Origin of the sequence: Sphingomonas sp. (genome assembly GCF_036731925.1) — a bacterium.
GTDB lineage: Bacteria > Pseudomonadota > Alphaproteobacteria > Sphingomonadales > Sphingomonadaceae > Sphingomonas.
In genome coordinates, this window is the sequence record NZ_DAINDJ010000002.1 from 80,955 (window position 1) to 102,251 (window position 21,297).

Here is a 21,297-nt window from a genome sequence, read left to right on the forward strand (position 1 = left end):
TGCGTGAACGACTTCCTCATCCCGGTCTTCATCTGCGCTATCCTCTTCATCGGACTGCCCTGGATCGTCTTCCACTATGTGACCAAGTGGAAGCAGGCCGGGACGATCACCCGGGAAGACGAGAACCTGCTCGACGACCTCTACCGCACGGCGCGGATGCTCGAAGACCGGCTGGTGACGGTCGAACGCATCATCGCCGCCGACAACCCCGACTACCGCCCGCACTCGGCGCAACGCCCTGAGCCGGCCCCCTACGATCCTTCACGGAGGAACTGAGATGTCCGCTCGCACCAAATTCTATCTCGACAAGCAGAACCGCAAGTTCATGGGCGTCTGCGCCGGCCTGGCGGATTACACCGGGATCGACGTGACCTGGGTGCGAGTGGCCACCGTGCTGCTCACCGTCGCCACCGGCTGGGTAGCCTTGGGCTATTTCGTGATCGCCTGGATCGCGAACCCCAAGCCGGTGGGCCTCTACGACACGCCGGAAGACGAACGCTTCTGGCAGGGTGTCCGGTCGAGCCCCAAGCGCTCGACCGCCGAGGTCCGCTCGAAGTTCCGCGACATCGATCGCCGGCTCGCCGACATCGAGCTGTTCTACACGAGCCGCAACACCCGGCTCGCCGACGAGATCGACAGCCTGCGCTGAGGCGCAGGCGGTCAACAGGGAGGGAAGAGGATGGACTGGAGTGGCCCCGGCTTCGTGATCGCACTGGTAGCGATCTCCACCCTCGGGTGGCTGGCCAACAACTGGATCCGCGCCAGGCACGGCTATTCGATCAGCGACGACAACGGCAAGAATATCGACAAGATCGATGCCGACGCCGCGAGGAAGATCGACCTGCTCGCAGCCGACAACGAACGGCTCGCAGGCCAGATCAGCCGGCTGGAAAACCGGATCGCCGTGCTCGAACGGATCGCCACCGATCCCGCCGAGCGCACCGCCCGCGCCATCGACGCGCTGCGCTGAACTCGAGGAGACCACCGATGATCGAACTAGCCCTCGCCCCCTTCCTGCCCTGGATCATCCTTTCGGGCATCGCCATGGGATTTGCCGCTGTCGCCGGCTGGCTCTTCACCACCTGGCTCCGCGTCAAGAACGGCTATCCGCTGGAAAACAGCTGGGGCAAGGCGGTGTACCCGCAGCGCAACGACGAGGCGATCGAGCGGATCAAACTGCTCAGCCAGGAAAATGCCCAGCTGCGCGCCGAGCTCGGCTCGATCAAGGACCGGCTCGCCAATGTCGAACGCATCGTGACCGACGGCGCGCACCAGCTCGATCGCGAGATCGAAGCGCTCCGCGGCCGCTCGAACTGAAAGGAACGCGATCATGCTTTCCCCCATTCTCATCCCGATCCTCGGTATCAGCTGCGGCCTCGTGGCGATTATCGGCGGTGTCTTCTTCCGCCCGCTGTTCAAGCTCTGGGAACGCCGCATGGAAATCGAGGCCCAGATGACGGCTGAAAAGGCCGCGCAATACGCCGCCCAGACCGCACGGCTGGAGCAGCGGGTCCAGGTCCTTGAACGGATCATCACCGATCGCGGTATTGGGCTGGCCGAAGAGATCGAGAAGCTGCGCGATGCGCCGCTGAACTGAAGAAACGTTTACACCTTCTTCTAAGCAAGGAAATTTCGATGATTATCATGCTCGCAGTGCTTGCCGCGCTGTGCGGGGGAGCTATTGCCCTCGCCGAAAGCCGCGATCGCCCCCGCCGCCGCGCCCTCCGCGCTGCCGAGGCAGCGCAGGCAGCAAACTGAGGCGCCGCATGCGCCGATTAGGGGAGTAAGGTGCAATGAACCCGTTCGAAATGGTCGTGGCCATCATCGTCGTGATCACGATCGGCAAGGTTCTCCAGGCGCGCTACGGCGTTGTGAAGGGCCGCGACGGCCGACTGGAAGGACTGGCAAGCCGCGATCCGGCCGAAAAGCTCGAGGCCGAACGACTGCGCGACGAGATCCGCGCCCTCAAGGAACGCGTCCAGGTGCTGGAGCGCGTCATCACCGACAACGAGAACAGCCTGCGGCTCGACCACGAGATCGAGAAGCTGCGCGACAAGAACCGGATCTGAGCCATGTTTCTGGGAGCGAACCCCATGACCGTCGACCCGCAGACCACCATCACCCTTGCCGTATCGGGCCTGGCCGGCCTGGGCATGATCACTGCCGCCGCGCTGTCCGGCTGGCGCGGCTGGCTGGCGCTGAAGCACCGCGAACTGGTGGAGCTCCGCCGGCCCGAACCAGTCGCGACGATGCCCAGCCCAGCTTCCCGCATCGAGCTGGCCGACCTCAAGGAACGTATCCGCAAGCTGGAAGCGATCGCCGCCGGGGTGGACCTGTGAGCCAGGCAACCCCGCCGGTGGCGGAGGCCAAGCCCGCCCCGGCGCCGGTGCGCCCCCCCCGCCCCCGGCTCGGCCTGCGCTACGACGCACCGATGGCCAAGTAAGCACGAGGCTGGAAAAGCGCGCGGGCTCAGGCTAGCGCGGACGCCATGACCAGCCTCGACGATCTCCAGGAAGAATACGGGTTTCTCGACGCCGACGATCGCTATCGCTTGCTGATCGATCTCGGCAAGGCACTCGAGGCGATGCCCGAACCGCTCAAGACCGATGCAACGCTGGTGCGCGGCTGCTCGGCCGCGGTATGGGTCTATCCCACCCGGCTGGACGACGGCCGGCTGCACTTCCTGGCGGATTCCAATGCTGCGATCACCAAGGGCATCATCGCGCTGGTGCTGCTGACCGTGCAGGACCGCACGCCCGCGGAGATCCAGGCAACGGACATCGAGGGCGCGCTGGCGCCGTTCGACCTGAAGGCCCAGCTCAGCTCGAACCGGACCCAGGGCATCCCCAACATGATCGCACTGATCCGGGAAACGGCGGCGCGCTACGCGTAAAACCCCTCTCCCCTCCGGGGAGAGGGAGGGGCCCGCCGCCAAAGGCGGTGGGAGGGAGAGGGGCACAGCGAGGCGCTGCCTCGCGCGACGCTGACGCGTCGCTCACCCTCTCCAAGCTGCGCTAGGCGGCACGCCGCCAAGCTACGCTATCCTCTCCCTCAAGGGAGAGGAGACGCTACGAGAGCCCGAGCTCTTTGCCGACCTCTTCCAGATCGGCGCCCTTCTTCACGATCAGCCACTCGCGGGCCTGCGCGCCGTTCACCACGGTCACCGCGCCCCCCGGGCACACGCCCAGGCACTTGGTCTCGACCACGCCGACCTCCGCCTTGCGGCCCTTGCCGAGCCCGAACTCCTTGCGGAGCGCCTTGGTAAGCGAGGTCTTGCCCTTGGGCCCGAACCCGCCGCCGAGCTTCTTCGAGCATTTTCCGCAGACCAGCACCGCATTGCCCCAGTTAGAGGCGACCAGCTGGGTCATTGCGGCTTCCACTGGCGCCGGTCCTCGGCGGTCTTGAGCACGTCGTACGCCGCCTGGATCGCCTGGAACTGCTTCGCCGCGGCGGCGTCGTTCGGGCGCACGTCCGGGTGATATTCCTTGGCGAGCCGTCGCCAGGCGCCGCGCACCGCCTCGAAGCTCGCGTCGACCTCCAGCTCCAGCACTTCCAGCGCCTTCATCTCGTCGCGCGAGCGGCTGCCGTCGCCCGGGCCTGCCCAGCTGTTGGTCGCCGAATGGGCATAGCCGTTCGCCGTGCGGCGCTCGTTCGCTTCGCGCTGCGCCGCCTCTTCCGCGGTCAGGCCGGCGAAATAGTCCCAGTTGCGGTTGTACTCCGCGGCATGTTCCTCGCAGAAATACCAGCGATCCGGGTTGTTCGGCGACTTGGGCGCGGGCCGGTCGCCCGGCTTGTCGCAGCCGTCGCGGTCGCACAGGCGCACGCGCGCGGCCTCGCGCTCCGAGCCATATTCGCGCCAGCGGGGAAAACCCCAGTCCATCGATCGCGTGTGTCGCGCCATAACTCGCCCAAATAGGCATGGGGGCCGCCAAAGGCCAGAGCCTGCCGCACCGCAGCACCTGCCAAAATCAAATGCCAGAGGGTCTGTAAGCCGGGTTCTGTCCACCCCTTGCGAGGGATAGGCGACCATTCCTCTAGGCGACGGATTGCTCCGCCGCTCCAGCAACCAACCCGGACGACGCGCCGGAACGAGGCGCATGTGCCGTCCCTATTCGGTCTTGCTCCCGGTGGGGTTTACCAAGCCGCTTCCGTTACCGGTCGCGCGGTGCGCTCTTGCCGCACCCTTTCACCCTTGCCCTTACCTCGGCGAACCGAGGCAGTGGGCGGTCTGCTCTCTGTGGCACTTTCCCTGGGGTCACCCCCGGCGGGCATTACCCGCCACCGTCGTTCCGTGGAGCCCGGACTTTCCTCCCCTTGCATCGCTGCAAGCGGCGGCCGCCCGACCCTCTGGCGCGGACCGCTCTAGCGGCTCCGCGCCGGCGCGCAAGCGGTTCAGCGATCCGCAGACGGGGCAGAAGCGGGCGGTGGCGTTCCGGGATCGGCCGAACTGCCCGTATCGGCGCTCGCCTGCGGGGCTGCGGCCGCATCGGCCTGCTGCGTAGCCGCCTGTTCCGTCGCCGCGCTATCCGCCTTCGCCTGCGATACCTCGTCCCGCGCATCCTGCGCGTCGCCGGCCTTCTTCGCCGCGTCCTGGTCCTTTGCCTTCGCCTTCGCGGCCTCGGAATCGCGCTTGTCCTCGGCATCGTCGCTTGGTTCGGTCTTCACGGGACCCATCGCGGTCCCCCAGGCCTGAACCTCGATGCGCCACTGCGTGCTGGTCGTCCCGCCGGCGAGCGCGGCGCGACGATAGTCCGCAGCGACGCTCACCACCTTGTCCGCACCCGCGACGCGCGCCACGCGGTGGAGTTCGGCCGTGGCCTCGGCTGCAGTGGGCGCGTTGACGATGCCGATTCCGGGGCCCTTGTCGTCGCCGCGAACCAATCCCGTCAGCCGTACATGTACCGGCCCCAACGGGGCCGCTCCACCGCGAATCGACATGCTCACCGTTAGTACCTCCGGTGGGCACCACACCAGAATTCGCTTAGAATTCCGTAACCAATCATGGTTACCGGAGGGCGATTCGCCGTTCTAGTCGTCGCCTTGCGGGCGGGGCAGCAGCAGCGCGAGCAGGATGCAGCGGCACTCCATGTCGATCTCGCCGTCGATCAGCTCGGGGCGGAACCGCCGCTGGAAGGCGGTGACCGCCGCCACAGGATCGGTCACGTCATAGCCGAACCGCTCCAGCGCCAGCATGAAGCCGCCTTCGGGCCAGCCGGGATCGACCAGGTTGCGCGTCGGCCGCGGCAGCGCGAGCCGCAGGCGGGCCAGCGCGTGCCAGTTGAACAGCTCGCCCGGGTCCTGCTTGCGCGCCGGCGCCACGTCCGAATGGCCGACGACGTTGCCGCGGGTGATGCCGTGGCGCTCCTTGATGTCCGCGACCAGCGGAATCAGTGAGCTCATCTGCTCGGGCGTGAACGGCCGATACCCGAATTCATGGCCCGGATTGACGATCTCGATGCCGATCGATGCCGAATTCACGTCGTCGATGCCGCGCCAGTGGGCCCGGCCGGCATGCCAGGCGCGCTTGTCCTCCCCAACCAGGCGGAAGATGCGACCATCCTCCTCGATCAAATAGTGCGCGGAGACCTGCGCCTCGGGATCGCGCAGCCGCGCCAGCGCCGCCTCGCCACTTTCCATGCCGGTGTAATGCAGCACGATCATGGAGACGGGGGACAGTCGTTCGCCGAAATTCGGCGACGGGGCGTCAAGGATATCCAGTCCGCTGGTCATGCATTCTTCTACTGCGCGTGTCGGCGCTGGCAATCCGCCGCGATCAGCCCGCCACGGCCAACGTCGCGGGCCCCGCATCGGCGGGACGGTAGAAGCCGCGGAACGCCTCGCTCGGGGTGAAATGCTCGGTCAGCCCGATCACCGTCTCCCCCGCCCCCAGCACCAGCAGCCCGCCCGGCTGGATCGCAGTCGCCAGCCGATCGAAGACCTGGCGGCGCAGCGGCAGCGAAAAATAGAGCATGACGTTGCGGCACAGGATGATGTCGAACCTGCCCGGCGGCGGCACGTCGGCGGTGAGGTTCTGCTGGCGGAACTGGATACGGCGCACCAGCTCCTGCCGCGCGACCCAATCGCCGCCCTCGGTGTCGAACCATTCGACCATCCGGCGCACCGGCAAGCCCCGCTGGATCTCGAACTGCGAATAGCGACCCGCTTTCCCGCGGGCGAGCGCGGCGGCGGAGACGTCGGTTGCCACGATCTCCGGCGGCGTGGGGAAGGCCTCCGCCTTCTCGGCGAACAGCATCGCCAGGGACAGCGGCTCCTGGCCCGTGGAGCAACCGGCCGACCAGATGCGCAGCCGGCGGTGGCCGGCCTCCGCCTGCATCGCCACTGCGGCGGCCGCGATCTGTTCGAGCACCGCCACGTCGCGAAAGAAGCTGGTTTCCTGGTTGAGCAGCACGTCCACTACCTGATCCGCAAGTTCGCCGGATCGCGCGCCCAGCAGCTGCCCCACCAGCGCATCGAGGCTCGGCAGGCCGCGCTCGCGCAGCACCGGCTTCAGCGCCGTTTCGATGCGCCATGCGCGATTGGCGGCGATCTGCTGGCCGGTGCGCTGTTCGAGCAGCGCGCCGATCAGCTGCATCGCCCCGCCACTGAGCGCCATATTCTCGATCATCGCGCGCCTCCCCGGCCAATCAGCCGGCCAATCTCTTCCGGCGGCAGCACCGCACTCGCGCGCCCCGCCGTCGCCACGGCACCGGGCATCCCCCACACGACAGAGGTCGCCTGGTCCTGCACCAGCACCTTGGCACCGGCATCGACGAGCCGCCCGGCACCGTCACAGCCATCGCGCCCCATGCCGCTCAGCACCACGCCCAGCGCACGGGCGCCGAACACCTCGGCAATGCTGTCGAACATCGGGTCGACCGAGGGCATGCAGCCGCTGCGCACCCATTCGGTACTCAGCCGGATCGCGGCTCCCTCCGACGTGCGGACGACCTTCAGATGCGCTTCGCCGGGCGCGATGACGATGCGGCCGGGCCGGATCCGCATCCGATCCGTCGCCACGTCGCACGGCCGGCTGCCGAGCACGGCAAGCTGGGTCGCGAAATAGCTCATGAAGCTGGGCGGAAGATGCTGGGTGACCAGGATCGGCAGCTGGAAGCTCGCCGGGATCTGGCGGAACAGCTGGCTGAGCGCGTGGATGCCGCCGGTGGAGGCGCCGATCGCGACGATGTGGAAGGGATCGAGCTGCACGGCGGCACCGGCGCTTGTCACCCGCGGCGACGCTGCGGTCGCGCAGGTAGCGACAGGGTCGCCCGGCATGTCGAACAGCTTGGCGAGCCGTTCCTCCAGCACCTCAGCGAAGCGGCCGCCGAATGCGCCCACGCCCGGCTTCACCAGCGTATCGGCAGCGCCCAGCGCGAGCGCCTGCAACGTTGTCGCAGCGCCTTCGTCTGCCGAGGAGGAGACGATCAGCACCTTCGCGCCCTTGCCCGCAGCGACCACGTCCGGCAGCGCAGTGAGCCCGTCGATACCGGGCATGGCGATGTCGAGCAGGATGATGTCGACAGTCTCGCGGGCGAGATAGTCGAGCGCCGCCCGCGCCTCGCTCAGCGCGGCGGCGACACGGAATCGGCGCGTACCCTCGATCATCCGGCTCAGCACCGAACGGGCGACGACCGAGTCGTCGACGATCAGCACGCGGCCAGGTGCGAGGGCAGTGGCCGGCTCCGACGGATGGGGAATGGGCTGGCTCGTCACGCGGGCGCGCTCCGGCGGAGAGGTATCAGGCGACGCCGACGATCTGCAGCTTGCTTTCCAGCGTTTCGCGATCGAACGGCTTCATCACATATTCGTCGGCGCCGGCTTCAATGGCCGCGCGGATATAGGCCATGCCGTTCTCGGTGGTGCAGAACACCACCTTCGGCCGCTGTTCCAGGCCGGAATTCTTGAGCGCGCGCAGGAAATCCATGCCGCTCATCACCGGCATGTTCCAGTCCAGCAGCACCACATCGGGAGGGGTGGCCAAGCAGGAATCAAGGGCTTCGCGGCCGTCGCCGGCCTCGCGCACTTCGAAATCAAGGGTTTCGAGGATGTGCCGGGCAACTTTCCGGATCACTTTCGAATCGTCCACGACGAGGCACGTCTTCATGGTCCCTGATCCCCTGGCAGGCGTCTCTGAAATTCCACAGTACGTGCGAAGGTGTAAGCGTCGCGTTAATCGCGTTCAGGAAAGCAGCGCCGATGCCGGGACCAGCGCCGCCAGATCGACGACGAGAATCGGCTCGCCGTCGCGTTCGACCAGCCCGCGCGCCGCATCGCGCCAGCTGCCCTCCAGCGCGATGCCGGTGGCAAGCGGGCGCAGCTCGAACGGCGCCACGTCTTCCAGCGTATCGACCAGCATCGCATAATGGTGCCCGTCAATCTGGGTGATCACCGCCCGACGTGCCAGCGTGCAGCCGTTCAGGCCCAGCGCCGCCTCGGTATCCACCACCGTGACCACGCGGCTGCGCAGCGCAGCCAGCCCGCGCACCGCCTTTGCGGCACGCGGCACCGCCGTCACCTCGCCGATGTCGACCACCGATTCGACCTGGTCCGAATCGATCGCGACGGTGCGGCCCGCCACCTCTGCGATCAGATAGAGCTGCTGTGCCATCAGCACCCTCCCCGTGCGCCGACCCGCGCCTCCAGCGCGAAGAGCAGCCCGGCACGGTCATAGCGATAGACGCTGTCGTCGCCCGGTTCGGCCTGGCGCTTGCGGCGCAGGCGCACCACCGGCGCAGCAGGGGTGACCGGCTCGGCGGCATCGGCGGCAAGCACCACCGCCGGGATCTCGCCCGGCTCGAGGTGCGCCGCCACGCGATAGCCTGCGGTCTCCAGCAGCGGCCGCACGAAGGTCGCCAGCCAGCCGTCCTTGTCCCCCGCGAGCAGGCAAAGCGGCGCATCCGCCGCCGCTACGCGGTCCACATGCGTGTCGAACACCCACAGCACGTCCAGCACTTCGATCTGCTCGCCTTCGACCAGCGCGACTCCCATCGCAGCGCCCGGAGAGCGCGCCGGGGCGATCTCCGCCGGCAGGGTCACGATCTCGATCGCCTCGTGGATTGCGTAGGCGACTTCGGCATCCTCGTCCTTCAGCCGCAGCACGCTCAATCGCTCGCGCCCGTCGAGTGATCCCTGCATCGCCAGCGGCACGATCCGCCCGTCAATCGCCAGCCGGTGACTTCCCGCAGCCAGCTGCACCTGCGCGGCCGAAACCTTCTCGACCCGGTCGACGGCGGTCAGCGGTACCGCCCGGCGCACCCCATCCAGATCGTCGAACAGCAGCGCGGGCAGGCCGGGTGCGACGACATCGGCCGCCGGATCGCCGAACGCGGCGTTCAGGTCGCGGCTGAAATCGAGCCCGCCCACGCGCGCCATGCCCGCGCAGTCGAGCAGCAGCATCGGCAGGCCGGAATCGGGCAGGGTCTGCCCGGCGTAGATCCCCGTCGCCATCACCGCGGGCGACGCCGGCTTGATCACCAGTTCCTCGTTGTCGAGCACTTCGTCGACCGCGAGCGCATAGCTCCCCGCGCCTGCCCCCACGATCACCAGCATCCGCGGCCCCTGTTGCCCGCGGTTCAGGCACAGCTCCAGCAGATGGCCCAGGTCGAGCAACGGCATGCGCCGCTCGCGCACCGTGGCGATCGGCGTCCCGCCCAGCTGGTCGATCCGGATCGCATCGCCCCGCTCGCTGACGATTTCCTCGATCGACTGACGCGGAATGGCGAAGCGCTGCTTGCCCGCCCCGACGATGATCGCCGAGATGATCGACAGCGTCAGCGGGACATGAATGGCGATGCGGAGGCCCTTGCCGGGGATATTGTCCAGCTCGACCCGGCCGCCGATCTGGTCGATGCTCGCCTTCACCACGTCCATGCCGACGCCGCGGCCGCTGACTTCGGAGACGCTGTCCTTGCTCGACAGGCCGGGGTGGAACATCAGCTCCAGCTTGGCGGCGTCTGGCAGCGCGCGCAGGTCGCGTTCGGAACGCACGCCGCTCGCCGCCAGCTTCTGGATCAGCCGCTCGACATTCACGCCGCGCCCGTCATCGGCGATTTCGACGATGATCTGATTGCCCGACTGGCGCGCGGAGACGGCCAGCCGCCCCGCCTCGCGCTTGCCGACGGCGCGGCGCTCGGCCGGCGCCTCGATGCCATGATCGATCGCGTTGCGGATGATGTGAACGAGCGGATCGCGCATGACCTCGATCATCTCGCGGTCCAGTTCGACGTCCGATCCGTCGATGTGCAGCGCCACCGACTTGCCCAGACCCGCAGCCGTATCGCGCACCATACGCGGCAGGGGCGAGAACAGCGCGTCGATCTTCTGCATCCTGGTACGCGTCACCGTGTCGCGCATCTCGCCCACGGTCAGCGAGAGGCGCTCCAGCGCCGCCTCCACCGCCGGATCCACCTCACCCGCTCGCAGCCGGCGGGCGAGTTCGTTGCGCGCCAGCACCATCTCGGACATGCCGCTCATCATCCGGTCGAGCAGATCCACGCCCAGCCGCACGCTGCGCGAAGGGGCCCGCTGCGCAACCGCCGCCGGCAGCACGATTTCTTCGGATCCTTCTTCCAGTGCAGCGATCAGCAGTTCCTCGCCGCTGTCGGCCAGTGCCACCCCGGCGTCGATCGCCTCGACGATCTCCCCGATCCGATCGACCACCGCCAGCACCGCATTGACCAGCGCGCGATCGGGCACGCGCGCGCCGTCGCGCACCTGCGCCAGCACATCCTCGGCGGCATGCGCCAGCCGCTCCAGCCGCGGCAGGTCCAGAAAGCCGCAGCTTCCCTTCACGGTGTGGACGAAGCGGAAGATGGCATCGAGACGCGCGCGGTCGTCGGGCTGCGACTCCCAGGCAACGATCTCGCCCGAAAGCGCCTCGAGCGTCTCGCGCGTCTCGGCGATGAAGTCCTGCAGCAGGTCGTCCATGGGGCCCCGGTGGAAATTTCCAGGACCACCATGGCGGCCGAGGGTTAATTCCGGGTTAGCCGCCGCCTGACATCCATCGGGTTTCACCGATGGGTGTTGCGGCGGGCGGACGCATCGGTTATTACCGATGCATGATCGAGCAGGACGCCCTCGCGGCACTCGCCGCCCTCGCCCACCCCACCCGGCTGGCAACCTTCCGGCTGCTGGTGCGCCATGCGCCCGACGGTCTTGCCACCGGCGCGCTCGCCGAAGCGATCGGGCTGCCGCAGAGCACTTTCTCCACGCATCTGGCGGTGCTCGCCCGCGCCGGCCTCGTTACCGCCGAGAAGCAGGGCCGCCATCTCGTCCAGCATGCCGATCTCGACCGGCTGCGTGCACTGATGGTGTTCCTCGCCCGCGACTGCTGCGAAGGCCGCGCCGAGTTGTGCGAGCCGCTGCGCACCGAACTCACCTGCTGCTGAAGGGAACCGCCATGGCGACCGATATCGTGATCTACCACAATCCGGACTGCGGCACCTCGCGCAACGCGCTGGCGATGATCCGCAATGCCGGCATCGAACCGCATGTGATCGAATATTTGAAGACCCCGCCCGCCCGTGCGCTGCTCGCCCAGCTGATTGCCCGCGCAGGGCTTACCCCGCGCGACCTGCTGCGCGAGAAGGGCACGCCCTATGCGGCGCTCGGGCTCGACGACGCGACGATGGACGACGACGCGCTGCTCGATGCAATGCTGGCGCACCCGATCCTGATCAACCGTCCCCTGGTGGTGACTCCGCTGGGCGTGGCCCTGTGCCGCCCCTCGGAGCGGGTGCTGGACCTGCTGCCCGCGCCGCAACAGGGCGCCTTCGCCAAGGAAGACGGCGAACGGGTGATTGATTCTACCGGCACAAGGGTCGGCTGATGGCGACGCTGACCCCTGCCCCCGCGCGCCCCCCCATGGGGACATTCGAACGCTATCTTTCGGTCTGGGTGGCGCTGTGCATCATTGCCGGCATCGCGCTCGGCCAGGCCCTTCCAGGTCCCTTCGCCGCGATCGCCGGAGCGGAGTTCGCTCGGGTCAACCTCGTCGTTGCCGCGCTGATCTGGCTGATGATCATCCCGATGTTGCTCAAGATCGATTTCGCCGCGCTCGGATCGGTGCGCCGGCACTGGAAGGGCGTTGCCGTGACGCTGGTCGTCAACTGGGCGGTGAAGCCGTTTTCGATGGCGCTGCTTGGCACCTTCTTCCTCGCCCACCTCTTCGCGCCGCTGCTGCCGGCGGAGCAGATCGGCAGCTATATCGCCGGATTGATCCTGCTTGCCGCCGCGCCCTGCACCGCGATGGTCTTCGTCTGGTCGAATCTGTGCGACGGGGAACCGAACTACACGCTTGCCCACGTCGCGCTCAACGACGTGCTGATGGTGTTCCTGTTCGCGCCACTGGTCGGGCTGCTGCTCGGCGTCGCCTCAGTCAGCGTGCCGTGGAACACGCTGCTGCTGTCGGTGCTGCTCTACATCGTGGTGCCGGTGATCGCGGCGCAGCTGCTGCGGCGCGTGGTGCTGGCGCGTAGCGGCCAGGCAGGGCTGGAGCGGCTGCTCGGCACCCTCGCACCGCTGTCGCTCGCCGCACTGCTGGCGACGCTGGTGCTGCTGTTCGGCTTCCAGGGCGCAGCGATCCTTGCCCAGCCGCTGGTGATCGCGATCATCGCGGTGCCGATTCTGGTGCAGGTCTATCTCAACGCCGGCATCGCCTATTGGATGTCGCGGCGGCTCGGCGTGGCGTGGTGCGTGGCGGCACCGGCGGCGCTGATCGGCGCGTCGAACTTCTTCGAACTGGCGGTCGCCGCCGCCATCTCGCTGTTCGGACTGCGCTCGGGCGCGGCGCTCGCCACCGTGGTGGGCGTGCTGGTCGAAGTGCCGGTGATGCTCTCGGTCGTCGCGATCGTGCAGCGCACGCGCGCCTGGTACGAGCGGGGCTGAGCCCCGCTCAGCCGACCGGGAAGGACGCGCCGAACAGCAGGACTTCGGAATCCGGCGGACTGACCTGCAGCTGGCCACCATGCTGGACAACGAGCTCGTGCGCCAGGAAAGCGGCCGCCGCGCGCGGCGTGATCGGCGTCTCTTCGCGGCCGCCGGCCAGTGCGCCGCGCAGCTCGGGGTCGAGCACGATGCGGGGGCCGTCGGCGCGGATCACGATCTCGATCGTGCCTTCATTGGTTTCGGCGCCGATATCCAGCTGGCCGCCGCGGACCAGCGCATCGCCGCCGATCAGTGCCAGGTTGAGCAGCACCTTGATCGCCTGCTTGGCCATCACCGGCTCCTCGACCATCCAGCCGATCTTGACGCGGTGATTGTCGCCGAACAGCCCTTCCAGCGCGGCCTGCGCCTCGCGCGTGTCCACCGTCTCGCCGAATCCGCCTGCGGCCCCGAAGGCGAGGCGGAAGAACTTCAGCTTGTTGGCGCTCGCCCGGGCGCTCTCCGCCAGCAGCTCGAGGCAGCGGGCGCGCATCTCCGGATCATGTTCGTCTGCAAGCAGTTCCAGGCCATTGTTGAGTGCCCCGACGGGGCTCAACAAGTCATGGCACAGGCGCGAACAAAGCAGACTCGCGAATTCGGTAGGGCTGATATTCAAGTTTCGGGCTCCAGCTGTGGATCCCCTTTGGCGCAGCCGACATGAAGCTGCAAGCAGTCGTGGCGCCCGCGTCGCGTGATCGGAGTCCCGCGTCGGACGAACCGGGATTGCGGCGCCGGGGCGACGCCGAAACGCGTCGCAGCGCTGCGCTTGCCGGAGGGGCAGAAAATCGTCGCCGGGCGGTACATGTCCGGCGTCGTCCGGCGGGGTGCATCGGCGCCCCGCCGGACATTGGTCAGACTCTGCGGCCGGTGAAGAGCTGGATCAGGCCGATGACCAGCGCGATAACCAGCAGGATGTGGATGATGCCGCCGGCGATGTGGAACGAGAAGCCCAGCAGCCACAGCACGATCAGAATTACGACAAGCGTCCAAAGCATTGCATCACTCCCTGAAAGTCGGTCGGGTCAACGTGAGGAGGGGCGCGATCGTTCCGCCTCGCGCCGTAATGTTCGACTTTTCAGATGCTTCGCGCTGGGCTAGCCCGGCACCCGGACCCCAAGGAGCACGCCCATGCCCCGAATGCTGACGATCGACTTCGTGTCCGACATCGTGTGCCCGTGGTGCGTGATCGGCCTGAAGGGGCTGGAGGAAGCCCTGGCACGCGCCGGGGACGCGGTAACCGCGGAGATCCGCTTCCATCCCTTCGAGCTCAACCCGGCCATGGCCCCCGAAGGCGAGAACATCGTCGAGCATATCGGCCGCAAATACGGCGCCACACCCGAACAGTCCGCCACCACGCGCGCGATGATCCGCGAGCGTGCCGCTGCGCTCGGCTTCACCATGGTGATGGGGGACGAGTCCCGCATCTACAACACCTTCGACGCGCACCGCCTGCTCCACTGGGCCGGGCTGGCGGGCGGCCAACGGGCGCTCAAGCTTGCGCTGTTCACCGCCTATTTCACCGAGGGCAAGAACCCCGGAACGCGGGCCGTGCTGCTGGCCGCTGCCGAACAGGCCGGGCTCGATCCTGCGGAAGCCGCCCGCGTTTTCGACGAGGGCACCTATGCCGACGCGGTGCGCGCGGAAGAAGCGCTATGGCAATCGCGCGGAATCCAGTCGGTGCCCGCGATCGTGATCGATCAGCGCTACCTGATCTCGGGCGGGCAGCCGCCCGAGGCATTCGAGCAGGCGCTGCGCCAGATCGCAGCCGAAGCAGCGTGAGACGCTACGCCCGGCTTTTGTTACGGAATCGAATTGTTCCCTATAAAAGTAACGTGCTAGTGCGCGTTTAGTACATGGGGGGTCGAAGACGGTGCTTCAGGCGGCAACAACGAATCCGGAGCTATTGCCTCCGCGATGGGTCGAGGTCGCAGGGCACCCCAACTTTGGCTTCGCGGCACGGCGTTTCGCCAGCAACATTCTTGCCGTCGCCTGTGAAGACAAGACCTTGGCGGCGGTATTTAAGGATGCTGGCCATTATGTCGTGGCCATGTCGGCTGCCTATCTTGATACGCGCGGCGGCCTGAACCTGACGCTGTTGCGGCAGATTTGCGCCGCAACCGGCCTGCTGACGGCCAATCGCGCCGCGGCACTGATCGACTTCATGCTCCACATCGGCGTGCTCGAAGCCGCGCCGGATCATTGCTATCGAACCACCCCCGCCTTTCAGAAGGCCTGGTGCCGGCACATTCAGGCGGCGCTGGAGCCGGTCGCCCTGCTCGACCCTGCGCTGGCCCCGGTTCCCGCAGCGCTCGACGACCCGGGGATGTACCAGCATTTCCTCGCTATCCAGGCCTGCCGCCTCTACGCGCTGGCAAGCGAGCCGGACCCTTTCCCCAGCCTGCGCGCCTCCTTCCTGCACCCGCTGGCCGGGTGCGCCATCCTCCACACGCTGGCGCTCGCCTGCACCGATGAAGGCTTCGTGCCGATCGAGGGCGCGACGGTGCCGTTGACGGCGCTGTCGCAGCGCTTCGCCGTCTCGCAGCCGCATGTCCGCCGCCTGCTCAAGCGGGCGGAAGCCAACCGCTTCCTCCTGCATGTCGGACCCAGCCGCCGGGCCTTCCACCCTGAGGGCTTCCCGACGGTCCGCTACCATTATGCAGCCCATCTGGCCGAGCTGATCGAATGCGGCAGGCTGCTTCTGGCGGGCCGGGCGGACGAAAGCGCCGCGGCGGAAGAGCAGCTTGAATGCACCGCGGTCTGAGCACCTGTTTTCGCTAGACGATCGTCCACGCCTCGGCGGCGAAGCGGCCCCAGAGCCCGGCCGCGCCCGCCCGCCAGCAGGTGACTGCGCCGCCGCCCAGGATGACCCACAGCTTGCCGTCCGGTGCTGCCATGGCCGCATCGGTACGCGAGGGCGTCGCATCGCCGCTCGGGTGCGAGTGCCAATAGCCAAGTACCGCCGGCCCGCCCGCCCGTTCGGCCCGAAGCGCGGCGAACAGCGCCGCGGGCTCGATCTCGAACCGGATCTCGGGCACTTCGGAAACGTTTGCACATTCCGTGAAGCGTTCGATTTCTCGTCCAGCCCCCAGCAACAGCCCGCACGCCTCGCGCGGCGCGGCCGCCATGGAAGCTTTTTTCATACCGGCCAGTATAGATCTTGAAATCGTAACGCCCATGCCCATTTCCGGTAAAACATGAATCAGGGGGTTTCCATCTTAGAAGCGCGGATCGCGGACGAGGCGCATGGCTGGCGGCTGGACCGTGCCCTGACCGACGCGCTGCCAACGCTGTCGCGCGAACGCGTGAAAGCGCTGATCTCGTCCGGCGCTGTCACCGGGCCGGATGGCATGCTCGCGCGGGATCCTGCGCGCAAGGCGACCGGCGGGGCGATCTTCCAGGTCGTGGTCCCAGATCCCGCGCCTGCGCACAACGAAGCGCAGGATATTCCGCTCCAGGTGGTGTTCGAGGACGAGCATCTGATCGTGATCGACAAGCCGGCGGGCCTCGTCGTCCACCCGGCAGCGGGCAATCTCGACGGCACCTTGGTCAACGCCCTCCTCCACCACTGCGCCGGCCAGCTTTCCGGCATTGGCGGCGTGGCGCGCCCTGGCATCGTCCACCGGATCGACAAGGACACCTCGGGCCTGATGGTCGCGGCCAAGACCGATCCCGCGCATGTGGGGCTTGCACACCAGTTCAAGGCGCACACCATCGATCGTCGCTATCAGGCGATCGCCGGCGGCAAGCTCCGGCTGGCCCAGGGCACGGTGAACGCGCCGCTTGCCCGCTCGCCAAGCAATCGCAAGAAGATTGCGGTCTGTGCGGAGGGTCATGGCAAGCATGCAATTACCCATTGGCGCAAAATTCGTGAACTTCGCGATGCAACCTATGTAGAATGCAGGCTGGAAACTGGCCGGACACATCAGGTGCGGGTTCATATGGCGTCGCTGGGCCACCCGCTCGTCGGGGACCCTCTATATGGAAGTATGCGTTCCACCCATCGCGGACTTCTGGCAACCTTGGGTTTCCAACGCCAGGCCTTGCATGCGGCACGTCTCGGGTTCATCCACCCGATAACAAGCAACGCTTTGTCGTTCGATAGCGAAATGCCTGCAGACATGCAGGAACTGTTCAACCAGCTTATCGTATGAGTTTATGGCGCTCGCATCCCGGTGGGAGGGGCGCCTGAAGGAAAGGGAGAAACGATCATGGCTACCGGCAGCAACGTCCCCGCGACGATTCCGGCGCTCGGCGGCGAGGCCAGCCTCAATCGCTATCTTTCCGAGATCAAGAAATTCCCCATCCTGAGCCCCGAGCAGGAATATATGCTCGCCAAGCGGTTCCAGGAACATGGCGACACCGATGCGGCGGCGCAGCTGGTCACTTCGCACCTTCGCCTCGTGGCGAAGATCGCGATGGGCTATCGCGGCTATGGCCTGCCGGTGTCCGAGCTGATCTCCGAGGGCAATATCGGCCTGATGCAGGGCGTGAAGAAGTTCGAGCCCGATCGCGGCTTCCGCCTCGCCACCTATGCGATGTGGTGGATTCGCGCCTCGATCCAGGAATTCATCCTGCGCAGCTGGTCGCTGGTGAAGATGGGCACCACCGCCGCGCAGAAGAAGCTGTTCTTCAACCTGCGCCGGATGAAGGCCAAGCTCGACGCGTTCGAGGATGGCGACCTTTCCCCCGAGAACCTGGCCAAGATCGCCACCGATTTGGGCGTGACCGAGGACGAGGTCACCTCGATGAACCGCCGCATGGCGATGGGCGGCGACACCTCGCTCAACGTGCCGATGCGCGAGGATGGCGAGAGCCAGTGGCAGGACTGGCTGGCCGATGAAGGCCCGCTGCAGGACGAGGCCGTTGCCGAGGCGCAGGAGGCGGACGTCCGCCACGACATGCTCGTCTCGGCGATGGAAGACCTGAACGAGCGCGAGAAGCACATCCTCACCGAGCGTCGCCTGACCGACGATCCCAAGACGCTCGAGGAACTGAGCCAGGTCTATGGCGTGTCGCGTGAGCGCGTCCGCCAGATCGAGGTGCGTGCGTTCGAGAAGCTGCAAAAGGCGATGATGCGCCTCGCAGGCGACCGCCGCCTGCTCGCCACCCACTGATCCCGGCGCGCGGTTCCTGCCAGGTGATTGCAGGAACCGCCCCGGCTGGGGCATGGCGGGTGCGTGAGCAAGAATCGCGTCCGCCCCTCCTCCCCCCGCCGCTCTTCGGCCCGCCCGCGCAAGCCCTGGTGGCGCCGGCTGTTCGTGCTGGGGTTCCAACTCGTTCTCGGCTTCGTGCTGCTGTCGCTGCTGATGGTGACGGTCTATCGCTTCGTGCCCCCGCCGATCACCTGGACGATGATCGGGGACGTGTTTGGCGGGCACGGCGTGACCAAGGACTGGATGAGCCTCAACCGGGTGGACCCGAGCATGGCGCGCGCAGTGATCGCCGCCGAGGATTCACGCTTCTGCCAGCATAACGGCTTTGATTTCGCGGCGATCGAGAAGGCCTATCAGCGCAATGCGCAGGGCAATCACAAGATTCGCGGCGGCTCGACGATTAGCCAGCAGACCGCCAAGAACGTTTTCCTGTGGCAGGGCGGCGGCTATTTCCGGAAAGGTCTCGAAGCATACTTTACGGTGCTGATCGAGAATATCTGGGGCAAGCGGCGGATCATGGAGGTGTACCTCAACGTCGCCGAGACCGGCATCGGCACCTACGGCGTAAATGCCGGGGCGCAGCGCTACTTCCACCACGACGCGTCGCAGCTCTCGGACCGCGAGGCGGCGCTGATCGCCGCGGTGCTGCCGCTGCCCAAGAAGCGCGCGGCGATCGACCCGCGCGGGTTCACCCGGCGCTATGGCAATAAGATCAATGCCCGGATCAACGTGGTTGCGGGGAACGGGCTGGATCGGTGTTTGAAGTGAGCGGACGCTTCGGCTCCTGCGCTCCCCTCCCGCTTGCGGGAGGGGTCGGGGGGAGGGGCTGAAACTTAGCAGCGCTTCTACCACGTCAGCCCCTCCCCCAGCCCCTCCCGCAAGCGGGAGGGGAGTTTAGAGGGGCTTACTTCGCCGCGTCCTTGGCCGCGTCCCCGACATCCTTCGCGGCATCGCCGACGCTGCTCGCGGCGCTGGTCACCGCGTTGGTTTTGGCGTTCTCGCGGGCATTCTGGTTGAACAGGTAGAAGGCGCCGACCACCACCGCGATCAGTACGGCGAGGCCGATCAGCGCCATGCCGGCACCGCCCCCGCTGCGGCGCTCGATCACCGTGGTGTGGGTCGCGCGGTCGGTCGCCACACCGTCTTCAACGATACGTTCGGCCATGATCGTCTCTCCTCGGTTATACTGGCGACAGCAACCGAGGGGACGAACTTCTGGTTCCCTAACCTATTGTCTCAGAACGGGAGCTTGAAGCCCGGCGGCAGCGGCAGGCCGCTGGTCATCTTGCTCATCGCTTCCGACGAAGCGGCATCGGCCTTGACCCGCGCATCGTTGAACGCGGCGACCAGCAGATCCTCCAGCATCGCCTTCTCGGCGGCGTTGACCAGCGAATCGTCGATCGCGATGCCGATGATGCGCCCCTTGGCGCTGGCCGTCACCTTGACGAGCCCGCCGCCCGAGACGCCCTCGACCTCAACCGAATCGAGGCTCGCCTGCGCCTTGGTGAGTTCGGCCTGCACGTTCTGCGCCATGGCCATGATATCTTCGAGACTCTTCATCCGTCACTCCCGGTCTTGGTCCAGCCGATCAACTCGGCATCTGGAAAAGCGGCAATCGCGGCGGCGACGATCGGCGAGGCGAGCACTGCCTCGCGCTCGGCCGCTTCCTTCGCCGCCTGTTCCTCGCGCAGCGTCATCGCCGTGGCGCCGTCGACGAGGGTAATCTTCCAATGCACGCCCGTGCTGTCCTTCAGCGCGCCGCCCAGTTCGCGCACGAAGTCCTGCGGCAGCGGCCGCGCTGCGCCGAAATCGATCTCGCTGCCCTCGAACCGCACCGGGCGCATGTAATCGCGCACGAACATCGCGAGCTGAAGGCGGCGATGTTCCTCCAGATGCTCGGCCAGCTCGCTCAGGTTGGTCGGCAGCACCGGCCCGGTTTCCTGCACCGTCGCAGGCGCGGGTGCGGTGACCACGGCCGGCGCAGCGGCGGCAGGCGCCCCCGCAGGCACCGCAATGGTGCCGCTCAGGATCTGCTTCGCCAGCTCGCCCGGATCCGGCAGCTGGGCGGCATGGATCACCCGCAGCAGCGCCATCTCGGTCGCTTCGATCGGCAGCGCCGCCTTGGCGACTTCGTCATGCCCGCGCAGCAGCAGCTGCCACAGCCGGTGCAGCGCCGGGAAGGACAGTCGGCTCGCCCAGGCTTCCATCGCCTCGCGTTCCTCGGTCGACTGGCCGGAAAGCCGGTGGGTGCCGAGCTTAACGAGGGTCACGCCGTGCACCGTCTCCAGCAGCGCGCGCAGCACCGCCAGCGGATCGACGCCCAGATCATATTGCGCCCGCAGGCCAGCGAGCGCCTTCTGCGCCTGCCCCTCGACCAGCGTGCCGAACAGATCGCGATTGGCGCCGCGATCGGACAGGCCGAGCATCTGGCGCACGGCTTCCGCCTTCACACCCTCGCCTTCCAGCCCGGCATGCGCGATGGCCTGGTCGAGGATCGAGAGGCCGTCGCGCGCCGAGCCTTCGGCCGCGCGGGCGACCAGCGCCAGCGCCTCGGCTTCGGCCTCGACATGTTCGGCTTCGCACACGCGCGCGAAATGCTCGGCGAGCAGCTCGGCCGGGATGCGGCGCAGGTCGAAACGCTGGCAGCGCGACAGCACTGTCACCGGCACCTTGTTCACTTCCGTGGTCGCGAACAGGAATTTCACATGCCCGGGCGGCTCCTCCAGCGTCTTCAGAAGCGCGTTGAACGCGTTCTTGGACAGCATGTGGACTTCGTCGATGATGTAGATCTTGTAGCGCGCCGAAACCGCGGCGTAGCGCGACGCCTCGATGATCTCGCGCACGTCGTCGACGCCGGTGTGGCTGGCGGCGTCCATCTCGATCACGTCGATATGGCGCCCCTCGGCAATCGCGCGGCAGGGCTCGCACACGCCGCACGGATCGATCGTCGGGCCGCCCTGCCCGTCCGGGCCGATGCAGTTGAGCGCCTTGGCGATCAGCCGGGCGGTAGAGGTCTTGCCCACGCCGCGCACGCCGGTCAGCAGGAAGGCGTGGGCCAGCCGGTCTCGCCGAATCGCGTTGCCCAGCGTGGTGACCATCGCATCCTGGCCGATCAGCGCGCTGAACGTCTGCGGCCGGTATTTGCGGGCGAGCACGCGATAGGCTTCCGCCTTTGCGGGCTGCGGCGGTTCTTCAAGGCCAAGCAGGGAATCGGACATCACGC

32 protein-coding genes and 1 other RNA gene are annotated in these 21,297 nt (G+C 67.3%); 17 read left to right on the top strand and 16 right to left on the bottom strand.

Features of this window, described 5'->3' with window-relative positions; genetic code table 11:
* Positions 1–3 precede the first annotated feature (3 nt).
* From pspB to V7E00_RS09885, 9 genes are all read left to right on the top strand, one after another.
* A complete protein-coding gene (gene pspB, locus V7E00_RS09845; protein WP_333572491.1) occupies positions 4–276 on the top strand; it encodes an envelope stress response membrane protein PspB in 273 nt (90 codons plus the stop codon).
* A 1-nt stretch (position 277) separates the two neighbouring features.
* Positions 278–649, top strand: a complete 372-nt coding sequence (gene pspC / locus V7E00_RS09850) for an envelope stress response membrane protein PspC (RefSeq protein WP_333572492.1) — start codon at positions 278–280, stop codon at positions 647–649.
* 30 nt (positions 650–679) lie between these two features.
* Complete coding sequence (locus tag V7E00_RS09855) at positions 680–970, top strand: hypothetical protein (RefSeq protein ID WP_333572493.1); 291 nt, start codon at positions 680–682, stop codon at positions 968–970.
* 17 nt (positions 971–987) lie between these two features.
* Positions 988–1,317: a hypothetical protein gene (locus V7E00_RS09860; RefSeq protein ID WP_333572494.1), complete on the top strand. Its 330-nt coding sequence runs from the start codon at positions 988–990 to the stop codon at positions 1,315–1,317.
* 13 nt (positions 1,318–1,330) lie between these two features.
* Positions 1,331–1,597 (top strand): hypothetical protein, encoded by a 267-nt coding sequence (locus V7E00_RS09865; protein ID WP_333572495.1) that lies wholly within the window; start codon positions 1,331–1,333, stop codon positions 1,595–1,597.
* A gap of 38 nt (positions 1,598–1,635) precedes the next feature.
* Positions 1,636–1,758, top strand: a complete 123-nt coding sequence (locus V7E00_RS09870; protein WP_333572496.1) for a hypothetical protein — start codon at positions 1,636–1,638, stop codon at positions 1,756–1,758.
* Positions 1,759–1,793: 35 nt separating this feature from the next.
* Positions 1,794–2,069, top strand: coding sequence for a hypothetical protein (locus tag V7E00_RS09875; protein WP_064313837.1), 276 nt, complete (start codon positions 1,794–1,796; stop codon positions 2,067–2,069).
* 24 nt (positions 2,070–2,093) lie between these two features.
* The gene (locus V7E00_RS09880; protein ID WP_333572497.1) at positions 2,094–2,339 is read left to right on the top strand and encodes a hypothetical protein; all 246 of its coding nucleotides are present in this window, start codon (positions 2,094–2,096) and stop codon (positions 2,337–2,339) included.
* Between the two features lie 149 nt (positions 2,340–2,488).
* Positions 2,489–2,893: a SufE family protein gene (locus tag V7E00_RS09885; RefSeq protein ID WP_333572498.1), complete on the top strand. Its 405-nt coding sequence runs from the start codon at positions 2,489–2,491 to the stop codon at positions 2,891–2,893.
* Between the two features lie 175 nt (positions 2,894–3,068).
* Here the strand turns inward: V7E00_RS09885 and V7E00_RS09890 are convergent, their stop codons facing one another.
* The 10 genes from V7E00_RS09890 to V7E00_RS09935 form a co-directional block, all read right to left on the bottom strand.
* Positions 3,069–3,368 (bottom strand): (2Fe-2S) ferredoxin domain-containing protein, encoded by a 300-nt coding sequence (locus tag V7E00_RS09890; protein ID WP_333572499.1) that lies wholly within the window; start codon positions 3,366–3,368, stop codon positions 3,069–3,071.
* Complete coding sequence (locus V7E00_RS09895; protein WP_333572500.1) at positions 3,365–3,901, bottom strand: J domain-containing protein; 537 nt, start codon at positions 3,899–3,901, stop codon at positions 3,365–3,367. Before V7E00_RS09895 ends, V7E00_RS09890 begins: the two co-directional genes overlap by 4 nt.
* Before the next feature lie 70 nt (positions 3,902–3,971).
* Positions 3,972–4,351, bottom strand: an RNA gene (gene rnpB, locus V7E00_RS09900) — RNase P RNA component class A.
* A 41-nt stretch (positions 4,352–4,392) separates the two neighbouring features.
* Positions 4,393–4,911, bottom strand: coding sequence for a hypothetical protein (locus V7E00_RS09905; RefSeq protein WP_333572501.1), 519 nt, complete (start codon positions 4,909–4,911; stop codon positions 4,393–4,395).
* A 117-nt stretch (positions 4,912–5,028) separates the two neighbouring features.
* On the bottom strand, positions 5,029–5,730 hold the full coding sequence (locus V7E00_RS09910) for an N-acetylmuramoyl-L-alanine amidase (RefSeq protein ID WP_333572502.1): 702 nt from the start codon (positions 5,728–5,730) through the stop codon (positions 5,029–5,031).
* A gap of 43 nt (positions 5,731–5,773) precedes the next feature.
* Positions 5,774–6,625, bottom strand: a complete 852-nt coding sequence (locus V7E00_RS09915) for a CheR family methyltransferase (protein ID WP_333572503.1) — start codon at positions 6,623–6,625, stop codon at positions 5,774–5,776.
* Complete coding sequence (gene cheB, locus V7E00_RS09920) at positions 6,622–7,713, bottom strand: chemotaxis-specific protein-glutamate methyltransferase CheB (protein WP_333572504.1); 1,092 nt, start codon at positions 7,711–7,713, stop codon at positions 6,622–6,624. The genes V7E00_RS09915 and cheB overlap by 4 nt, the downstream gene beginning before the upstream one ends.
* Before the next feature lie 25 nt (positions 7,714–7,738).
* A complete protein-coding gene (locus tag V7E00_RS09925; RefSeq protein WP_084580508.1) occupies positions 7,739–8,104 on the bottom strand; it encodes a response regulator in 366 nt (121 codons plus the stop codon).
* Positions 8,105–8,179: 75 nt separating this feature from the next.
* Positions 8,180–8,608: a chemotaxis protein CheW gene (locus V7E00_RS09930; RefSeq protein ID WP_333572505.1), complete on the bottom strand. Its 429-nt coding sequence runs from the start codon at positions 8,606–8,608 to the stop codon at positions 8,180–8,182.
* Positions 8,608–10,926 carry a chemotaxis protein CheA gene (locus V7E00_RS09935; RefSeq protein WP_333572506.1) on the bottom strand — a complete coding sequence of 773 codons (2,319 nt, stop codon included), beginning with the start codon at positions 10,924–10,926 and terminating at the stop codon, positions 8,608–8,610. Before V7E00_RS09935 ends, V7E00_RS09930 begins: the two co-directional genes overlap by 1 nt.
* Before the next feature lie 131 nt (positions 10,927–11,057).
* Between V7E00_RS09935 and V7E00_RS09940 the strand changes: the two genes are divergently transcribed.
* The 3 genes from V7E00_RS09940 to arsB are packed head-to-tail and all read left to right on the top strand — an operon-like array spanning position 11,058 to position 12,885.
* The gene (locus tag V7E00_RS09940) at positions 11,058–11,387 is read left to right on the top strand and encodes an ArsR/SmtB family transcription factor (RefSeq protein WP_333572507.1); all 330 of its coding nucleotides are present in this window, start codon (positions 11,058–11,060) and stop codon (positions 11,385–11,387) included.
* 11 nt (positions 11,388–11,398) lie between these two features.
* Complete coding sequence (gene arsC, locus V7E00_RS09945) at positions 11,399–11,827, top strand: arsenate reductase (glutaredoxin) (RefSeq protein ID WP_333572508.1); 429 nt, start codon at positions 11,399–11,401, stop codon at positions 11,825–11,827.
* The gene (gene arsB, locus V7E00_RS09950; protein ID WP_333572509.1) at positions 11,827–12,885 is read left to right on the top strand and encodes an ACR3 family arsenite efflux transporter; all 1,059 of its coding nucleotides are present in this window, start codon (positions 11,827–11,829) and stop codon (positions 12,883–12,885) included. Before arsC ends, arsB begins: the two co-directional genes overlap by 1 nt.
* A 7-nt stretch (positions 12,886–12,892) precedes the next feature.
* Here the strand turns inward: arsB and V7E00_RS09955 are convergent, their stop codons facing one another.
* Positions 12,893–13,537, bottom strand: coding sequence for a histidine phosphotransferase family protein (locus V7E00_RS09955; protein WP_333572510.1), 645 nt, complete (start codon positions 13,535–13,537; stop codon positions 12,893–12,895).
* Between the two features lie 235 nt (positions 13,538–13,772).
* Entirely contained in the window at positions 13,773–13,916 is a 144-nt protein-coding gene (locus V7E00_RS09960) for a lmo0937 family membrane protein (protein WP_333572511.1), read from the bottom strand.
* 133 nt (positions 13,917–14,049) lie between these two features.
* Between V7E00_RS09960 and V7E00_RS09965 the strand changes: the two genes are divergently transcribed.
* Positions 14,050–14,700, top strand: a complete 651-nt coding sequence (locus tag V7E00_RS09965) for a DsbA family oxidoreductase (protein ID WP_333572512.1) — start codon at positions 14,050–14,052, stop codon at positions 14,698–14,700.
* Between the two features lie 268 nt (positions 14,701–14,968).
* Positions 14,969–15,682, top strand: coding sequence for a hypothetical protein (locus tag V7E00_RS09970; protein ID WP_333572513.1), 714 nt, complete (start codon positions 14,969–14,971; stop codon positions 15,680–15,682).
* A 13-nt stretch (positions 15,683–15,695) separates the two neighbouring features.
* Here the strand turns inward: V7E00_RS09970 and V7E00_RS09975 are convergent, their stop codons facing one another.
* The gene (locus V7E00_RS09975) at positions 15,696–16,061 is read right to left on the bottom strand and encodes a M67 family metallopeptidase (RefSeq protein WP_333572514.1); all 366 of its coding nucleotides are present in this window, start codon (positions 16,059–16,061) and stop codon (positions 15,696–15,698) included.
* 54 nt (positions 16,062–16,115) lie between these two features.
* Between V7E00_RS09975 and V7E00_RS09980 the strand changes: the two genes are divergently transcribed.
* From V7E00_RS09980 to mtgA, 3 genes are all read left to right on the top strand, one after another.
* Positions 16,116–17,072: an RluA family pseudouridine synthase gene (locus tag V7E00_RS09980; protein ID WP_333572515.1), complete on the top strand. Its 957-nt coding sequence runs from the start codon at positions 16,116–16,118 to the stop codon at positions 17,070–17,072.
* A gap of 57 nt (positions 17,073–17,129) precedes the next feature.
* Positions 17,130–18,035: an RNA polymerase sigma factor RpoH gene (rpoH, locus tag V7E00_RS09985; RefSeq protein ID WP_333572516.1), complete on the top strand. Its 906-nt coding sequence runs from the start codon at positions 17,130–17,132 to the stop codon at positions 18,033–18,035.
* A gap of 63 nt (positions 18,036–18,098) precedes the next feature.
* Positions 18,099–18,842, top strand: coding sequence for a monofunctional biosynthetic peptidoglycan transglycosylase (mtgA, locus tag V7E00_RS09990; RefSeq protein WP_333572517.1), 744 nt, complete (start codon positions 18,099–18,101; stop codon positions 18,840–18,842).
* 136 nt (positions 18,843–18,978) lie between these two features.
* On the opposite strand, the gene V7E00_RS09995 is transcribed toward mtgA, so the two are convergent.
* The 3 genes from V7E00_RS09995 to V7E00_RS10005 all read right to left on the bottom strand — a co-directional run bounded on the left by V7E00_RS09995 (position 18,979) and on the right by V7E00_RS10005 (position 21,292).
* A complete protein-coding gene (locus V7E00_RS09995; protein WP_333572518.1) occupies positions 18,979–19,239 on the bottom strand; it encodes a hypothetical protein in 261 nt (86 codons plus the stop codon).
* A gap of 71 nt (positions 19,240–19,310) precedes the next feature.
* Positions 19,311–19,634 carry a YbaB/EbfC family nucleoid-associated protein gene (locus V7E00_RS10000; RefSeq protein ID WP_333572519.1) on the bottom strand — a complete coding sequence of 108 codons (324 nt, stop codon included), beginning with the start codon at positions 19,632–19,634 and terminating at the stop codon, positions 19,311–19,313.
* Positions 19,631–21,292 carry a DNA polymerase III subunit gamma/tau gene (locus V7E00_RS10005; RefSeq protein ID WP_333572520.1) on the bottom strand — a complete coding sequence of 554 codons (1,662 nt, stop codon included), beginning with the start codon at positions 21,290–21,292 and terminating at the stop codon, positions 19,631–19,633. The genes V7E00_RS10000 and V7E00_RS10005 overlap by 4 nt, the downstream gene beginning before the upstream one ends.
* Positions 21,293–21,297: the final 5 nt, after the last annotated feature.

Bases quoted from the DNA above. Each gene is read 5' to 3' on its own strand.
- rpoH (WP_333572516.1), top strand. From the start codon at position 17,130: ATGGCTACCGGCAGCAACGTCCCCGCGACGATTCCGGCGCTCGGCGGC.
- V7E00_RS09875 (WP_064313837.1), top strand. From the start codon at position 1,794: ATGAACCCGTTCGAAATGGTCGTGGCCATCATCGTCGTGATCACGATC.
- V7E00_RS09980 (WP_333572515.1), top strand. From the start codon at position 16,116: ATGAATCAGGGGGTTTCCATCTTAGAAGCGCGGATCGCGGACGAGGCG.
- V7E00_RS09890 (WP_333572499.1), bottom strand. From the start codon at position 3,368: ATGACCCAGCTGGTCGCCTCTAACTGGGGCAATGCGGTGCTGGTCTGC.
- V7E00_RS10005 (WP_333572520.1), bottom strand. From the start codon at position 21,292: ATGTCCGATTCCCTGCTTGGCCTTGAAGAACCGCCGCAGCCCGCAAAG.
- V7E00_RS09860 (WP_333572494.1), top strand. From the start codon at position 988: ATGATCGAACTAGCCCTCGCCCCCTTCCTGCCCTGGATCATCCTTTCG.
- V7E00_RS09910 (WP_333572502.1), bottom strand. From the start codon at position 5,730: ATGACCAGCGGACTGGATATCCTTGACGCCCCGTCGCCGAATTTCGGC.
- V7E00_RS09930 (WP_333572505.1), bottom strand. From the start codon at position 8,608: ATGGCACAGCAGCTCTATCTGATCGCAGAGGTGGCGGGCCGCACCGTC.
- V7E00_RS09895 (WP_333572500.1), bottom strand. From the start codon at position 3,901: ATGGCGCGACACACGCGATCGATGGACTGGGGTTTTCCCCGCTGGCGC.
- V7E00_RS09940 (WP_333572507.1), top strand. From the start codon at position 11,058: ATGATCGAGCAGGACGCCCTCGCGGCACTCGCCGCCCTCGCCCACCCC.
- V7E00_RS09975 (WP_333572514.1), bottom strand. From the start codon at position 16,061: ATGAAAAAAGCTTCCATGGCGGCCGCGCCGCGCGAGGCGTGCGGGCTG.
- V7E00_RS09855 (WP_333572493.1), top strand. From the start codon at position 680: ATGGACTGGAGTGGCCCCGGCTTCGTGATCGCACTGGTAGCGATCTCC.
- V7E00_RS09935 (WP_333572506.1), bottom strand. From the start codon at position 10,926: ATGGACGACCTGCTGCAGGACTTCATCGCCGAGACGCGCGAGACGCTC.
- pspC (WP_333572492.1), top strand. From the start codon at position 278: ATGTCCGCTCGCACCAAATTCTATCTCGACAAGCAGAACCGCAAGTTC.
- V7E00_RS09865 (WP_333572495.1), top strand. From the start codon at position 1,331: ATGCTTTCCCCCATTCTCATCCCGATCCTCGGTATCAGCTGCGGCCTC.
- V7E00_RS09885 (WP_333572498.1), top strand. From the start codon at position 2,489: ATGACCAGCCTCGACGATCTCCAGGAAGAATACGGGTTTCTCGACGCC.
- arsB (WP_333572509.1), top strand. From the start codon at position 11,827: ATGGCGACGCTGACCCCTGCCCCCGCGCGCCCCCCCATGGGGACATTC.
- V7E00_RS09970 (WP_333572513.1), top strand. From the start codon at position 14,969: ATGTCGGCTGCCTATCTTGATACGCGCGGCGGCCTGAACCTGACGCTG.
- V7E00_RS09960 (WP_333572511.1), bottom strand. From the start codon at position 13,916: ATGCTTTGGACGCTTGTCGTAATTCTGATCGTGCTGTGGCTGCTGGGC.
- V7E00_RS09925 (WP_084580508.1), bottom strand. From the start codon at position 8,104: ATGAAGACGTGCCTCGTCGTGGACGATTCGAAAGTGATCCGGAAAGTT.
- V7E00_RS09880 (WP_333572497.1), top strand. From the start codon at position 2,094: ATGACCGTCGACCCGCAGACCACCATCACCCTTGCCGTATCGGGCCTG.
- V7E00_RS09870 (WP_333572496.1), top strand. From the start codon at position 1,636: ATGATTATCATGCTCGCAGTGCTTGCCGCGCTGTGCGGGGGAGCTATT.
- V7E00_RS09915 (WP_333572503.1), bottom strand. From the start codon at position 6,625: ATGATCGAGAATATGGCGCTCAGTGGCGGGGCGATGCAGCTGATCGGC.
- V7E00_RS10000 (WP_333572519.1), bottom strand. From the start codon at position 19,634: ATGAAGAGTCTCGAAGATATCATGGCCATGGCGCAGAACGTGCAGGCC.
- V7E00_RS09995 (WP_333572518.1), bottom strand. From the start codon at position 19,239: ATGGCCGAACGTATCGTTGAAGACGGTGTGGCGACCGACCGCGCGACC.
- V7E00_RS09965 (WP_333572512.1), top strand. From the start codon at position 14,050: ATGCCCCGAATGCTGACGATCGACTTCGTGTCCGACATCGTGTGCCCG.
- arsC (WP_333572508.1), top strand. From the start codon at position 11,399: ATGGCGACCGATATCGTGATCTACCACAATCCGGACTGCGGCACCTCG.